The 14,606-nt window shown below is 56.5% G+C and carries 16 protein-coding genes; 7 read left to right on the top strand and 9 right to left on the bottom strand.

Features of this window, described 5'->3' with window-relative positions; genetic code table 11:
• The 7 genes from ppk1 to gpmI all read right to left on the bottom strand — a co-directional run.
• The coding region (gene ppk1 / locus ACRC1E_RS10160) for a polyphosphate kinase 1 (protein ID WP_438514980.1) at positions 1-1,550 on the bottom strand (1,550 nt) is incomplete at its 3' end.
• A gap of 104 nt (positions 1,551-1,654) precedes the next feature.
• Positions 1,655-1,924: an oxidative damage protection protein gene (locus ACRC1E_RS10155; RefSeq protein WP_438514979.1), complete on the bottom strand. Its 270-nt coding sequence runs from the start codon at positions 1,922-1,924 to the stop codon at positions 1,655-1,657.
• Positions 1,925-2,020: 96 nt separating this feature from the next.
• A complete protein-coding gene (argA, locus tag ACRC1E_RS10150) occupies positions 2,021-3,328 on the bottom strand; it encodes an amino-acid N-acetyltransferase (RefSeq protein ID WP_438514978.1) in 1,308 nt (435 codons plus the stop codon).
• A 68-nt stretch (positions 3,329-3,396) separates the two neighbouring features.
• Positions 3,397-3,783 (bottom strand): hypothetical protein, encoded by a 387-nt coding sequence (locus ACRC1E_RS10145; RefSeq protein WP_438514977.1) that lies wholly within the window; start codon positions 3,781-3,783, stop codon positions 3,397-3,399.
• Between the two features lie 31 nt (positions 3,784-3,814).
• Positions 3,815-5,221 (bottom strand): S41 family peptidase, encoded by a 1,407-nt coding sequence (locus ACRC1E_RS10140; RefSeq protein ID WP_438514976.1) that lies wholly within the window; start codon positions 5,219-5,221, stop codon positions 3,815-3,817.
• A 17-nt stretch (positions 5,222-5,238) separates the two neighbouring features.
• The gene (locus ACRC1E_RS10135) at positions 5,239-6,540 is read right to left on the bottom strand and encodes a murein hydrolase activator EnvC family protein (protein ID WP_438514975.1); all 1,302 of its coding nucleotides are present in this window, start codon (positions 6,538-6,540) and stop codon (positions 5,239-5,241) included.
• Positions 6,537-8,057 carry a 2,3-bisphosphoglycerate-independent phosphoglycerate mutase gene (gene gpmI / locus ACRC1E_RS10130; protein ID WP_438514974.1) on the bottom strand — a complete coding sequence of 507 codons (1,521 nt, stop codon included), beginning with the start codon at positions 8,055-8,057 and terminating at the stop codon, positions 6,537-6,539. The genes ACRC1E_RS10135 and gpmI overlap by 4 nt, the downstream gene beginning before the upstream one ends.
• Positions 8,058-8,170: 113 nt before the next feature.
• Between gpmI and ACRC1E_RS10125 the strand changes: the two genes are divergently transcribed.
• Positions 8,171-8,467, top strand: coding sequence for an ArsR/SmtB family transcription factor (locus ACRC1E_RS10125; protein ID WP_124734248.1), 297 nt, complete (start codon positions 8,171-8,173; stop codon positions 8,465-8,467).
• 118 nt (positions 8,468-8,585) lie between these two features.
• Here ACRC1E_RS10125 and ACRC1E_RS10120 read toward each other — a convergent pair whose 3' ends face one another.
• Positions 8,586-9,068 carry a DUF4442 domain-containing protein gene (locus ACRC1E_RS10120; protein ID WP_438514973.1) on the bottom strand — a complete coding sequence of 161 codons (483 nt, stop codon included), beginning with the start codon at positions 9,066-9,068 and terminating at the stop codon, positions 8,586-8,588.
• A gap of 90 nt (positions 9,069-9,158) precedes the next feature.
• Positions 9,159-10,514 carry an exodeoxyribonuclease VII large subunit gene (gene xseA, locus ACRC1E_RS10115; RefSeq protein ID WP_438514972.1) on the bottom strand — a complete coding sequence of 452 codons (1,356 nt, stop codon included), beginning with the start codon at positions 10,512-10,514 and terminating at the stop codon, positions 9,159-9,161.
• A 383-nt stretch (positions 10,515-10,897) separates the two neighbouring features.
• Between xseA and ACRC1E_RS10110 the strand changes: the two genes are divergently transcribed.
• Genes ACRC1E_RS10110 through adk form a run of 6 tightly spaced genes read left to right on the top strand, consistent with a single transcriptional unit; the run spans position 10,898 to position 14,582 of the window.
• Complete coding sequence (locus ACRC1E_RS10110; RefSeq protein ID WP_438514971.1) at positions 10,898-11,521, top strand: MotA/TolQ/ExbB proton channel family protein; 624 nt, start codon at positions 10,898-10,900, stop codon at positions 11,519-11,521.
• 6 nt (positions 11,522-11,527) lie between these two features.
• Entirely contained in the window at positions 11,528-11,947 is a 420-nt protein-coding gene (locus ACRC1E_RS10105) for an ExbD/TolR family protein (protein WP_438514970.1), read from the top strand.
• Positions 11,948-11,956: 9 nt separating this feature from the next.
• Positions 11,957-12,958 carry a tetraacyldisaccharide 4'-kinase gene (lpxK, locus tag ACRC1E_RS10100; protein WP_438514969.1) on the top strand — a complete coding sequence of 334 codons (1,002 nt, stop codon included), beginning with the start codon at positions 11,957-11,959 and terminating at the stop codon, positions 12,956-12,958.
• Positions 12,958-13,140: a Trm112 family protein gene (locus ACRC1E_RS10095; RefSeq protein ID WP_438514968.1), complete on the top strand. Its 183-nt coding sequence runs from the start codon at positions 12,958-12,960 to the stop codon at positions 13,138-13,140. Before lpxK ends, ACRC1E_RS10095 begins: the two co-directional genes overlap by 1 nt.
• Positions 13,137-13,901 carry a 3-deoxy-manno-octulosonate cytidylyltransferase gene (gene kdsB / locus ACRC1E_RS10090; RefSeq protein WP_438514967.1) on the top strand — a complete coding sequence of 255 codons (765 nt, stop codon included), beginning with the start codon at positions 13,137-13,139 and terminating at the stop codon, positions 13,899-13,901. Before ACRC1E_RS10095 ends, kdsB begins: the two co-directional genes overlap by 4 nt.
• A gap of 27 nt (positions 13,902-13,928) precedes the next feature.
• Positions 13,929-14,582, top strand: coding sequence for an adenylate kinase (adk, locus tag ACRC1E_RS10085; RefSeq protein ID WP_438514966.1), 654 nt, complete (start codon positions 13,929-13,931; stop codon positions 14,580-14,582).
• Positions 14,583-14,606: the final 24 nt, after the last annotated feature.

The raw sequence follows: 14,606 nt of genomic DNA, 5'->3' as shown, positions 1-14,606 counted from the left end.
ATGATCATGGAATGCAGGGTGAACGGGCTTTGTGCCAGTAATTTTAACTTGCTGGCGCGACCCAGTCCGGTGATCTGGACAAAGATATCGTTAACATCGCTGGCGATATCTTCATTGCAGGTCATCAGGCCTAAGTCGGTATACATGCGGGCGGTGCGCGGGTGATAGTTGCCGGTGCCCAGATGGAGATAGCGCTTGAGTGCGCCGTCTTCGCGGCGCACGACCATCAGCATTTTGGCGTGGACCTTGTAGCCGAATACGCCGTACACCACGTGGGCGCCGGCATCCTCCAGACGGCTGGCCCAGCCGATATTGGCCTCTTCATCGAAGCGCGCCATCAGCTCTACGACTACGGTGACCTGTTTGCCGGCTCGAGCCGCGGCAATGAGCGAGTCCATCAGTACCGAGTCGGTGCCGGTGCGGTATACCGTCATCTTGATGGCGACAACCTGCGGGTCGATGGCGGCGAGGTTGAGCATGTCGATGACAGGCTGAAAGCTCTGGTAGGGGTGGTGCAGCAGGATGTCGCCCTTGCGGATGGCCTCGAACAGGTCGGCTTTTTGCTGCAACACGAGTGGCAGGCTGGGAATGAAGGGGGCAAATTTCAGATCGGGCCTGTCAACGAGATCGGGAACTTGCATCATACGCACCAGATTGACCGGGCCATTGACGCGGTAAACGTCTTCGCGGCGCAGGTTGAACTGGGTGAGCAGGAAGTCTTCCATATGTTGCGGGCAGGTATCGGCAATTTCCAACCGTACCGCCTGACCAAATTGGCGGTGGCGCAATTCGCCCTGCAACGCCGTTCTGAGGTTTTTCAGGTCTTCTTCTTCTAGCGTCAGTTCGCTGTTGCGGGTGACGCGGAACTGGTAGCAGCCCTTGACGGTCATGCCCAGGAATAGCTCGTGCACATGCGAGTGCAGGATGGATGACAGGAAGGCAAAAGTAGTGCTGTTGCCGTCACACACCTCGGCGGGCAACTGGATGACGCGCGGCAGGATGCGCGGTGCCTGTACGATGGCAATGCCGGAGGCGCGGCCAAAGGCATCACGGCCTTCCAGTTCGACGGCAAAGTTCAGGCTCTTGTTGAGCACCTTGGGGAAGGGGTGCGCCGGATCCAGCCCGATAGGCGTGAGGATGGGCATCAGTTCGCGGAAAAAAAATGCCTTGATCCACTCCTGCTGTGCTGCGCTCCATTCGCGCCGGCGCAGGAATACGATGCCTTCTTTCCTGAGTGAGGGCAGTATGGCATCGGTGAGTAGCGCATATTGCTGGGCAACCAGCGTATGGGCTGTGGTCACCACACGGTTAAGCGTGCCGCCCGGTGTATTGCCATCGGCAAGGATACGCCCGGGGTTGTGCTGGATATTGTCCTTGAGCCACGCCACGCGGACTTCGAAAAACTCGTCCAGATTCGATGAAACAATACACAGAAATTTCAGCCGCTCCAGTAGGGGCAGACTCTCGTCTTCGCCCTGCGCCAGTACCCGGCGGTTGAATTCGATCAGGCCCAGCTCGCGGTTGAGCAGCAATTCTTGTGCTTGAGTCATGTGGCTTCTTCTTGTATTAGGCAATGCCCTCAAGGCGAGGGCGGAGCAGCCCGCCTTGTCCAGGTAGGATGGCGGGCTCACTGCTGTCAGTTTGTCAGCAGTTGTCAGGCTTGTGGCGTGTAACCGGCCGGGGCTTCGGCGCCCTGGCCAAAGAAGTAGGCATCCATTTGCTGCATCAGGTACTGGCGGGCGCGGGCATCGGCCAGACTCAGGCGGTTTTCATTGATCAGCATGGTCTGGTGACGCAGCCAGCCCTGCCAGGCTTCTTTGGATACGCTTTCATACAGGCGCTTGCCCATTTCACCCGGCAGCGGGGCGAAGTCCATGCCTTCGGCCTCGCGGCCCAGTTTGATGCAGTTGACCATTCTAGCCATTGAATTTCCTTAGATGTTGCGGTGAAGTCTACCCTGCTATTGTGTCACAGCCATGTCTTGGCTTCCAAGTGGGATGCATGCCAACATAGGCGCTGTTTACAATGTTTTCATAAAAACTTTGGAGCGGCGGGCTCCGTTGTAACGCTGCAGTTTTTCTTCCGGTAGTGCCAGCGGGTCGGCTTCGGTAAATCCGCGCTCGACAAACCAATGTGCGGTGCGTGTGGTCAGGACAAAAAGTGTCGCGATGCCCTCTTGTCTGGCCTGTATTTCTACCGCCTGCAGCAGCATCTCGCCATAGCCTGCCGTACGTTGCTCGGGAGCGACCACCAGGCAGGCCAGCTCCGCCATGCCGGAATCAAGGAAGGGGTAGAGCGCGACACAGCCGAAGACCTTGCCATCGTGTTCGAGCAGGGTGAAGCGGCGGATATCCATTTCCAGATGCTCGCGGCTGCGCCTGACCAGTACCCCCTGTTCTTCCAGTGGCTGGATCAGCGCCAGCAGGCTGCCGATATCATCGATATCGGCCTGACGCAATTGCACCAACGGCTGGCGCACTATCATGGTTCCGCTGCCAAAGTGGGTGAACAGTTCGACCAGTAGTGCGCCGTCTTCGCTACCGCTGACTAGATGGCTGCGGCTGAGTCCGCCCTCGGTGGCGCGTACTGCCCATGGCAGGCAGACACCGACTTCCTTGCTGCCCTGATTGGCGGCCATCAGCGCCTTGGCCTGTTCTACGGTGATGGACGGGTGCAGTAGTCCTTCGTTGTCAACCAGCCCGCCATCTTCTACCAGAAAGATCAGCTTTTCCGCATTGAGTGCCATGGCAGCTTGGTAGGCGACCTCTTCCATGGTCAGGTTGAAGGCTTCGCCGGTCGGGGAGTAGCCGATGGGAGAGAGAAGTACCAGTTCGCCGCAGGCCAGCCGCGCATTCAGCGAACTGCTGTCGATACGCCGGACCTGACCGGCGTACTGCATGTCTACGCCATCAAGGACCCCCAGCGGTTGTGCCGCTACATAATTACCGCCAGCGACCCGCAGGTGTGCGCCATGCATGGGCGAATTGGGCATGCCCATGGTGAGCTGTGCTTCAATGCTGTGGCGGGCTTCGCCGATTGCAGCCTTGACGGCGGTCATCGTGTCGGCATCGGTGACGCGGCGCCCTCCGTGAAAACGGCAGGCGATGCCGCGCAGGGCCAGTTGGGCATCAATTTGTGGACGTGCGCCATGCACCAGTACGATACGTACGCCCAGACTGACTAGCAGGTTGAGGTCTTGTGCCAGGCGCGGGAAGTGATTGGCGGCCAGACATTCGCCATTGACGGCAATCACAAAAACCTTGCCACGGTAGGCGTGGATATAGGGTGCGGCTTCGCGAAAGGCGAGCACGAACTCTGGCTTTAGCATGCGGGTATTCCATAGCGGGATCGCGTAGATCCGCTAGGGTAGCAGGAATGCCGATGTAATGGCAGGCGTCAGCGCTCGTGACGCAATTCTTCCGGTGTGTCGTCGCAGTCTCCGTGTGGGTGCTGCTGGTATAGCTGGCTGAAGGCTTGTGTGCCCTTGGTGTCGGGAACCGGCATGGAGAGATTGGATAGCTGGACTTCCTCGCTGAATACGAGCAGCTTCAGATGCCAGTGCTGCAGCGAGCCTGGGTCAAGCCGGATGTGATGTGCATCCAGCTGTTGCAGCAAAGCGCTGAGGGTTGTATCCGGCAGGGTATAGCTGATGATCAGCCGGCGCATCGGAGGGAGTGCCAGCACATGGGCACCTGCGTCTTTAAGACAGGCGGCAGCCACAAGGGTGGCCGCCGCATCACAGAGTATCAGTGTCCTGCATTTGTACAGTTCACGGGCACGCATCGCACCTCCTTCGGCGCGATGGCGCGCCCCTTTACGGTTGAACCTGCTTTTGCATCAATATCTGCTGAACCTTGAGTATATTCAAGGCCTGCGACAGTTGGTAGTCAGCCGGCACCTTGCCGTCCTTGGCATCGGGTTTGCTCTCTGGCAGGGGAACGGGCTTGGTTTTTTCTGCCGGCTTAGGCTGCGTCTTGTCCTTGCCGTTCTTTTGTTCCGGATTTTCCAGATGACGCTCAAGATCCGCTTCGCGGATGCGGAATGAGGATTCCGCGCCATTGACCGTCGATTCGGCTACTTCTACATCCGGTGTGATCCCCTTGGCCTGAATGGAGCGGCCATTCGGCGTGAAGTAGCGTGCGGTCGTCAGTTTGATGCCGCCTTCGCTTCCCAAAGGAAGTACCGACTGCACCGAGCCTTTGCCGAAGGTCTGCGTGCCGATAATGATGGCGCGCTTGTGATCCTGCAAGGCGCCGGCCACAATTTCAGAAGCCGAGGCACTGCCGCCGTTCACCAGAACGACCAAGGGGACTTTTTTCACTTCGGCCGGCAGGCCGGCGAGGTAATCGCGGCCGCCCCGCGCCAGATAATTTTCCGGTGTGGCTGTCAGGCGCATTTTTGCGTCATCGGTGCGGCCTTCGGTATACACCACCAGCGTATTCTTGGGCAGGAAAGCTGCCGAGACACCCACTGCACCATTAAGCAGGCCGCCGGGGTCGTCACGCAGGTCCAGTACCACGCCCTTAAGCGGCGTCTTGTTGTCTTTGTAGAGCTGGGTCAGTGCTTGGGCGAGGTTTTCGGCCGAATGTTCCTGGAACTGGGCCACTCGCACATAACCATAGTCGGGCTCCAGCATGCGCGACTTGACACTCTTGGTCTTGATGATGGCGCGGGTCAGGGTCAGTACCACCGGTTTGCCCTCGTTTTTGCGCGCGATAGTCAGTGTCACCTTGCTGCCGGGTTTGCCGCGCATTTTTTTGACGGCATCGCTCAGTGACAGGCCGCGCACCGGTGTATCGTCAATTTTGATGATCAAGTCGCCACTTTTCACGCCGGCCTGTTGTGCCGGTGTGTCCTCGATAGGGGCAATGACCTTGACCAGACCATCTTCGGCGCCAATTTCAATACCCAAGCCGCCAAACTCGCCTTGGGTGCCTTCGCGTAACTCCTTGAATTCTTCGGCATTCATATAGTCGGAGTGCGGGTCAAGGCCGGTCAGCATGCCGCGTATGGCATCGTTGATCAGTTTTTTGTCTTCAACCGGCTCGACATAGTCCTGCTTGATGCGGCCAAACACTTCGGCAAAGGTTCTCAGCTCGCTTAGCGGCAAAGGCGAGCCGATGTCCTTGTCGGCGCTGGCGGTCAGGCTGACAGTCAAGAGCGCGCCGGCCAGTGCGCTGGCGCCTATTAGTGCAATTTTGCGGAAAGGTGGGGTCATCATGTCTTATGGGTTCTCCGCTAGCGCATCCAGGATTGGGGGTTGATAGGTCGCCCCATATAACGCAGTTCAAAATAAAGGCCGCTTTCGCCGCTGTCCAGTGTGCCGGTGTTGCCTAGTGTGTCACCGCCCTTGATGGTTTGGCCGCTGCTGCGGGCAATGGTGCCCAAACCGGTATAGACGGTCATATAGTTGCCGCCGTGGTCGATGATCACTGCATTGCCAAAGCCTCTGAGTGCATCGGCATAGACGACACTGCCATCGGCAACGGCACGCACTGGCTGACCGGGGCTGCTGCGGATAAATAGCCCCTTCCAGCTGCTGCCTTCTGGCCGGGCACTGCCGTAGCGCCCGGCAATACTGCCGGAAACCGGTAGCTGCATCCGTCCTTGCAGGCTGCGGAAGCTGCGACCACTGCTGCTGCTATCGGCCACCGATTCGACGGCTTCTTCACGAATCTGGCGTGTGGCCTCAGCCGGCAGCGTTTTGCCTTGTTGTTTGGCTTGTGCCGCCAGTTTGCGGCGGCGTTCATTTTCCTGCTTGCGGGCCAATGCCCGGGCTTTGCGCTCTTCAGCCTTCTTGCGCGCAGCGGCTTGGCGTTGTGCTTCAATCTGGCGGTTGATCTGGGCAATCAGGCTGGAAAGGCGTTTTTCATCTTGTTGCAGCTTGCCTAGTGTACCTTGCTTATTGCGTATCTCGTTTGCCAGTAGCTGGGCCTGTTGTTCCTGTGTCGCTTTTTCCCGTGCCAGTTTGTCCTGCTGACTTTCCTGACGATGGCTTTGCAGTCCCAGTTTTTCCAATTCTTGTGCGACTTGTTCGGACAGAACGAGTAATTCATTTTCCTGTTCGCCCAAACGCTGGATCAAGCCTTGTTGTGCTTGAGCGATGTAGCGGTAATACGCCAGATCACGGCTGCTCTGGTTGGGATTGCCCTGATTCAGCATCAGACGCATGGCATCATGCTGCCCTCCGCGCTGTTGGCGCTGCAAGATAGCGGCAATGCGGCTTTTCAGTTCAAGCGCATTGTCACGCGTGCCTTGCAATTGGTGTTGCAGTTCGGCCAGCTTCTTGCTGGAGATTTGCTGTTTGCTTTCCAGTTGGTTCAGTGCCCGTTGCGTGGCTTTTAGTGCCTGTTCCGATTCCTGAATCGCATTTTGTGCGTCTTTGCGTACCGCCTCTTTTTGCGCAATATCTTTTTTCAGTGTGTTGATTTCTTTACGCACCGAAGAAAGATCCTGCTGGTGCGGCGCAACAGCAGGTATCTTTTCCGGCGCAGCCAGTGCCGCACCGGATAGCAGTAATAATAGTGGCCAGAGTTTCACTTGAATTCAATCAGCGATTGGCCCGTCATTTCGGCCGGTTTTCCCAATCCCATCATGGCCAGCAGCGATGGTGCAATATCGCGCAAAGAGCCACCGCTACGTATGGACGCCTGGCGTCCGACATAGATGAAGGGCACACGATTGAGGGTGTGCTGGGTATGCGGTTGATCGTGTGCCGCATCATGCATCTGTTCGCAGTTGCCATGGTCGGCGGTGATCAGTACTTCACCCTTGCCGGCTAGCATGGCCGTGACACATTCTCCTACGCAGGTATCCAGTGCCTCGACGGCTTTGACGGCCGCAGCGAAATTGCCGCTATGGCCCACCATATCGCCGTTGGCAAAATTGCAGATGATGGCATTGAAGCGGCCCGATGCAATGGCGTCCACGATATGGCGCGTCACTTCGGGGGCATTCATTTCCGGTTGCAGATCATAGGTTGCCACTTTGGGGGAGGGGACCAGAATACGCTCCTCGCCCGGGTAGACAGCCTCTTCGCCACCATTGAAAAAATAGGTGACGTGCGGGTATTTTTCGGTTTCGGCAATGCGCAGTTGGGTCAGACCCAGACCGGATAAGTATTCACCAAAACCGTTGCATAGCGTTTGTGGCGTATAAAGCGCCGGGTTGGCATAGGCCGCGCCATAGCTGGTGAGGGTGGCGAAATAGCCCAGTGCCGGCTGGCGAACAGTGAAACCGTCAAAATCGGGGTCGGTCAGCGCGCTGGTGAACTGGCGTGCGCGGTCGGCACGGAAGTTCATAAACAGGACTACGTCGCCATCTGTGATGGGGTGCGACTCGCCAATGACGGTTGCCGCGACAAATTCGTCGTTCTCGCCGCGTGCATAGGCATCTGAAAGTGCCGTCAAACCATCTGCGGCCTGATATGTCGCCTGGCCTTCCACGATCAGGCGGTAAGCCGGTTCTACCCGCTCCCAGCGTTTGTCCCTGTCCATGCCCCAGTAGCGGCCACTGACACTGGCTAGCCGCGTATGCGGACAATTGGCCAGTGTGTCGGACAGGTGCCGGAGGTAGGTTTCGGCGCTACGCGGCGGAGTATCGCGGCCGTCCAGGAAGGCGTGTAATAATATTTTCTCGACGCCGGCAGCTTCTGCCGCGTGGATAAGTGCATGAAGCTGTGCCTCATGACTGTGAACGCCCCCGTCAGATAACAGGCCCAGAATGTGCAAGGTATGGCCATGGCTTTTTTCAAAGGCGGCCTGCAGTACCGGGTTGCTGGCGAAACGGCCGCTTTCAATGTCGCTGTCTATGCGGCTGATATCCTGTTGTACGATGCGTCCGGCGCCAATGTTGAGGTGCCCGACTTCGGAATTGCCGAATTGTCCGCCAGGCAGACCGACAAAGCCTTCCGAGGCTTCAATGGCACCTGTTGCGTATTGGGCACGCAGGCGGTCGAGGTTGGGCGTGTGGGCGTGCAAGATGGCGTTGTTGTCGCCATCGCTACGCTCACCAAAGCCATCAAGGATAAGTAGAAGTACCGGAGTCAGTGCTTGCATTTGATATATACATTCAGAATATTAGGGCTTCTTGATGCTGAAGGCAGTTATGGGTATTATTGTAATCATAAATCCAAGCTAATTATAAAAAATACCTACTCAGGAGTAATGTCTTGTTGTTTAACGACGATCAGATCGAGCAGACATCCCGCGCGATGAAGGCAATGTCGCACCCGTTACGCCTGAAAATCATCTCCGTTCTCGAAGACCAGGAGGTGAGCGTGCAGGATATCGTGGAAAAGGTGGGGACTTCACAAAGTAATATTTCCCAGCATCTGGCTATCATGCGCGATAAAGGGGTACTGCGCACGCGCAAAGATGCCAACCGTGTGTATTATCGCGTGGGAGATATCCGTACGCTGGAAGTGCTCAAGATGATGCGCGAAGTCTTCTGTGGCTTTGGCGACTGAGTCTTATTGCGTCGTTTAAGTTTGCCGTATTCATGATGGCCTTGTCATGAATTGCAGCGACGTTTTTCCGGCGTCTGCTTTCTCGCAGTCTTGGCACACACAGTCTGGTGTGCCTTGGCTATTGCCCGTCTCGCGGGCTTTTCTGCGTTAAGCCCTGTTTTTTTCGGATGTACAGGGTTTTGTGGACTCTGGAGACAATCTCGCCTTTTGCATCGCGCACATCAACACTCAATTCCGGTAGATATTTTTCTCCGTTTTCCGTATTTCGGCGTATGGCATCTACGGTCGCCGTGTCTATGGAAAATACAGCGCTGACCGTTCCGGTTCCTGGCTTGATGTAGTCTATACGGCCTGCCTTATCCCAGACGATGTAGTCTTTTCCCAGCGTATTGATCAGCATCAGCATGAAAAATGGGTCCGTCATTGAGTACAGGCTGCCACCAAAATGAACACCGACATAATTACGGTTGGTGAAACCCAGCTTCATGCGTACTTCAATTTGCCGCCAGTCATGTGCGATAGTCTTGACGCGTATGCCTGCCCCCAGAAACGGCGGCCACAGATTGATGATGGCTTTGACAAAAGATGGGCGTATTTTCATGAAGTTAAACGCATGTTTGAAAACGACACATACTCCGTTTATGCCTTTGTTCTGTCAAGCGGTGCCCCTGCTCAAAATCTCCTGAATAGTTTAAAACGGCAAGTATGTCTGGGTGCCCTGCGGCAGGGTGATTTGTGCGCTGACTTGGCCTTCGGCCAGTTGCAGCCTGACCTGCTCGCCATCGCTAAGTTCGCTGGGTGATTTCACGGCCTTGCCTTGTGCATTTTGCACGATGGCATAACCGCGAGCCAGCACCGCTTCAGGATTCATGGCCGAGAGTGTGGTCTCAATACGCAGCAAGGTCATCCTGCGCGAAGCGGCCATTTGCCCGCTGGCCCGCATGAGTCTGGTGGCCAGTTGCTGCAAGGCGCGTGCTTGCTGCCCGGGATCCGGTCGTAGTCGGGCGAGACGGGCATTGGCATGTTCAAGTTGCCAGGCATCGTGCTTGAGCTTGGCTTTGATTAGTTTTTCCAGCGTCATGCGGGCTCGTGCCAGATCCTGTTGCTGGCGTGCCAGTCGCTCTCCGGGGTGTGACAGCCGGTTGGCGAGGTAGTCCAGGCGCTGTCCTTTATCGATAATCAAGCGCGCCAGCGCCCGCTCCAGACCGCGTTTGCCGCGCTCCAGATGCTGCAGCATCACGTCGCGACTGGGAGAAACCAGTTCGGCTGCCGCTGTGGGGGTGGGGGCGCGCTGGTCGGCTACGAAGTCGCAGATGGTGAAGTCGGTTTCGTGGCCAATACCGCTGACGATGGGAATAGGGCAGTGAGCAATGGCGCGTGCAACGGGTTCTTCGTTAAAGGCCCACAAGTCTTCGATGCTGCCGCCGCCGCGGCAGACGATGATGACATCGACTTCATTGCGCTTGCCGGCGCGTGTGATGGCTTGCGCTATTTGCAGGGCGGCATCCTTGCCCTGTACCGGGGTGGGATAAAGGATGACGGGAATATCCGGCATGCGTCGGGCAAGGGTGGTGATGACGTCGCGCAAGGCTGCGGCAGCAGGCGAGGTGACGATGCCGATGGCGCGCGGATGTAGCGGAAGCCGCTGTTTGTGCTCTTCTGCAAATAATCCTTCTATCGCCAGCCGTTTTTTCAGTTTTTCGTAGGCTTCATACAATTTTCCAAGGCCGGCTTCACGCATGGTTTCTACCGAGATCTGATAGTCGCCGCGAGCCTCGTACAGTGTGACTGCTCCACGCAGTTCGACCTGCATGCCTTCTCGGGGCTTGAAGTCAAGCTGGTTGACACGCTGACGGAACATGACGCAGCGTATTTGAGCGCCAGCATCCTTAAGAGAAAAATAGGCGTGTCCCGAGGCGGCTAGTGTGAGGTTGGATATCTCCCCACCTATCCATAGGGAAGGAATGCCATTTTCCAGTAGTGTGCGTGCCATGCGGTTGAGGGCGGTAACGCTGATGACGTCTTGGGCTTGCGTAGTGAAAAGCATGGTTTGTCAAGTCATCCACAGGGTGGGGTCAGTGAAAAGGGTTGATTGTCTGACAGTATGTTTATGTGTTTTTTTGTGTGCAAAATAAAATAATTGTTTTAAAACAGTAGCTTAATTTTCTTGGTTAATTTGTACTCAAAACTGCACAAGCCTTGCTGGGTGGTCTTTGCACGGCTTTCCCCCGTACTTTTCCACAAAGTTACCCACAGGTGCTGTGGGTTTTCTGTATTTTCCTTTGAAAAATAGCGGCTTAAGTGCGTGACTTTGGATATTGCACGAATACCGATATCAATTATCTTCGATAACTGTCCTATCGAATGTCCTCGCCGGTTGCAGTCGGCGTGTTTCACCGATACAGTTTGCCGTTTGCAAACTGAGGGAGAATGCTGGTGTGGTCAATTATTCAAGCGGCAGGCTGGCCGATATGGACCATTATCCTTGCGTCCGTGATTTCGGTCGCAATTATTCTCGAGCGCTTGTATTTCCTCAGATCCTCGCTGGTGGCCCCCAAAGGCTTGGCCGATGATGCCATTCAGGCTTTTCATATGGCTGGGGCCAGTAAAGCGCTGACCGGGCAACTGGCAGCCCATTCTTCATTGGGCCGGGTGTTGTCTGCCGGGCTGCGTAATGCCTCCAGTTCACGTGAAATCATGAAGGAGTCTATCGAGGATGAAGGGCGCCTCGTCGGGTATGAGCTGGAACGCTATCTGACGACCTTGGGTACTATCGCCGCCATGGCGCCGCTACTGGGTTTGCTGGGGACTGTATTTGGCATGATAGAGATTTTCGGCTCGCAATCGCCAAGTGGTACCAATCCGCAGGCACTGGCGCATGGTATTTCGGTTGCGCTTTACAATACTGCATTTGGCCTGATTGTCGCCATTCCCAGTATGATTTTTTACCGCCATTTCCGTGCCCGTGTCGACAGCCTGCTGGTTGAAATGGAGGCGCAAGCTATTCGTCTGGTAGAAGCGGTGCAAGGTGTGCGTAACGGACACAACGGGTAAGCCATCATGAATTTTCGTCGTGGGCGACATCGGGAAGAGCCCGAGATCAACTTTATTCCGCTGATCGATCTTTTACTGGTGATTCTGATTTTTCTGATGGTGACGACGACGTATTCGCGTTATTCGGAAATAGAAATCAACTTGCCCTCTGCCGAGGCGGGCGTGGCTCAGGAAAAAGCATCCGAACTGGATGTTCTGGTGAGTGCGGCAGGTGAGGTGGTGGTAGGTAAAACACGCTTGGCGAATCCATCGGTCGAGGCGCTAGCGGAAGTGCTTAAACTTGATGCGCAGGGGCGCAAGGATCCGGTCGTGGTCATCAGTGCCGACGCGCGTGCACAGCATCAGGCTGTGGTCAGTGTCATGGAGGCTGCGCGTGCAGCCGGCCTCACGCAATTGACGTTTGCTACCCGTAGCGAGGGGCCGTGAGCTGTACTCGTGAATAGCATAGAAAAACACTGGTATACGCCACGCCTCTGGTTGGCCATTTTACTGGCACCGCTGGCGTGGCTGTTTGCCTCGCTAAGCGCCGTCCGGCGCCTGGCATTCCGGATCGGTTTTTGCAAGACACTGCATTTGCCGGTGCCTGTGGTCGTGATCGGCAATATCAATGTCGGCGGGGTCGGCAAGACACCGTTAACCTTGTCGCTGATTTCGTCCTTGCAGGCCCGCGGGCTGCGGGTGGGGGTGATTAGCCGCGGTTATGGGGGGCGTCATCGGGTGGCTACGCTGGTGGCGGCGGATAGTCGCGCCGATGAAGTGGGAGACGAGCCTTTACTGGTGGCGGCCTCCGGTGTGCCTGTCGTTGTGGGTAAGGATCGCGTCGCCGCCGGGCTTCACCTGCTGGCCAGTCATCCCGATCTGGACTTGATTCTGTCTGATGACGGTTTGCAACATTATCGTCTGGGGCGGGCGCTTGAGATTGTGGTCATGGATGGTGAGCGCGGCGTGGGTAATGGGCGTCTCTTGCCTGCCGGCCCTTTGCGCGAGCCCTTGTCGCGTCTGAAAAGTGTTGATGCTGTTGTTATAAATGGTGGCGTTGGGGCCGGCTTCCCGCGTTTGCCTGCCGCACTGCCGGTGTTTATCATGACGCTGGAGCCGGGGCGTTTTGTCTCGCTGGCAAACCCTGCGCTTACGTGTGCGGCTGCTGACTTTGCCGGGCAGCGTGTGGTGGCCCTGGCCGGTATTGGCCACCCGCAGCGTTTTTTTGCCACTCTTGCTGCGCAAGGTATTGTCAGCGAAAAAAATATCTCGTTTCCCGATCATCACGCTTTCGTCCCTGAAGACGTGCCGGATGAGGCCGATGCCGTGTTGGTGACAACTAAAGATGCTGTCAAGTTGCAGCGCATCAATCATGCTAGACTATGGGCGCTGCCAGTCGCCGCGCGGCTTGCGCCGGATTTGGCCGACTGGATCATCGTTCAATTGAAGAGACGGTAATGGACGCAAAATTTCTGGAAATTCTGGTATGCCCTTTGTGTAAAGGGCCTTTGGTCTACGACAAGGCGGCACAAGAGCTGATCTGCAAGCCAGATCGGCTCGGCTTCCCTATTCGCGATGGCATTCCCATGATGCTGGTGTCCGAGGCGCGGGAATTGCCGCCCGAGGAAGAAGTGAAATGAGCTGCTTTGTGGTGGTCATACCGGCGCGTATGGCTTCTAGCCGTCTGCCCGGTAAGCCACTGGCCGATATTGCCGGCAAGCCCATGGTGGTGCGTGTGGCCGAGCGTGCCGCACAAAGCAGGGCCAGTCGCGTGATTGTGGCAACCGATCACGCGGATATTCTGGCGGCTTGTCTAGCTCATGGTATCGAGGCAGTCTTGACTCGCAGCGATCACGCCAGTGGTACCGATCGTCTGGCCGAAGTGGTGGTCAGCTTGGGGCTGGCTGATGGCGAAATCGTGGTCAATGTGCAAGGTGACGAGCCGCTGATTGATCCGGCGCTGATCGACCGGCTGGCGGAGCTTATGCGCGATGCTGCCGTGCCGATGGCGACGATGGCTCATCCGATTCACGATGCTGCCGATATGTTCAATCCCAATGTGGTCAAGGTGGTGCTGGATCACCGTGGCCGGGCATTGTATTTCAGTCGTGCCCCCATTCCGTATGCCCGCGATGCGTTTGCACAAGATGTGAATGCTTTGCCGCAGGACTTACCCGTCTTGCGGCACATCGGTATGTACGCTTATCAGGCCGGCTTTCTTTCGACGTATTCCGCTTTGAAACCGGCCGCGCTGGAAGCTTTTGAAGCGCTGGAGCAGCTGCGTGTGCTTTGGCACGGCTATTCCATTATGGTGGCAACCGTGGATGAAGCGCCGGCTGCAGGCGTGGATACGCCGGAAGATCTGGAGCGGGTACGGCATCTCTTCAACGCAACTATTTGAGTGATCAAAATTTTACGGGAGTTTGGCATGAAGCTGATTTTGTTGGGTGCTCCGGGCGCCGGTAAGGGTACACAGGCGGGCTATATCAAGGAAAAATTTGGTATTCCGCAGATTTCTACTGGCGATATGCTGCGTGCTGCCGTCAAAGCCGGGACGCCGCTTGGGCTGGAAGCCAAGGCCATTATGGATGCGGGCGGCCTGGTGCGCGACGACATCATTATCGGCTTGGTTAAAGAGCGTATTGCCGAGCCTGATTGTGCCAACGGCTTTATGTTCGACGGTTTTCCGCGTACTACACCACAAGCAGAAGCAATGCGTGACGCCGGTGTGAGCATCGATTACGTCGTCGAGATCGATGTGCCAGACCAGAATATCATTGACCGCATGTCGGGTCGTCGTGTGCACCTGTCTTCCGGCCGCACCTATCACGTGACCTACAATCCGCCAAAAGTGGAGGGCAAGGACGACGAGAGCGGCGAGGACCTGATCCAGCGCGAGGACGACAAGGCAGAAACCGTGATGAAGCGGCTGGCGGTTTATCACGAGCAGACCGAAGTGCTGATCGGCTTCTATTCCAAAATGGCTGCCAGTGGCGATGCGAGTGCGCCAAAATATGTACGCATCGATGGTACGCAGAAGGTCGAAGCGGTGCGCGATACGGTGCTGGCGGCGCTGGTGTAAGCTTGATATTGATGTGAAAAGGGC

The organism is Craterilacuibacter sp. (genome assembly GCF_051659485.1).
GTDB lineage: Bacteria > Pseudomonadota > Gammaproteobacteria > Burkholderiales > Chromobacteriaceae > Craterilacuibacter.
The sequence above is the reverse complement of the archived record's forward strand: the minus strand, read 5'-3'. Positions and strand labels throughout refer to the sequence as shown.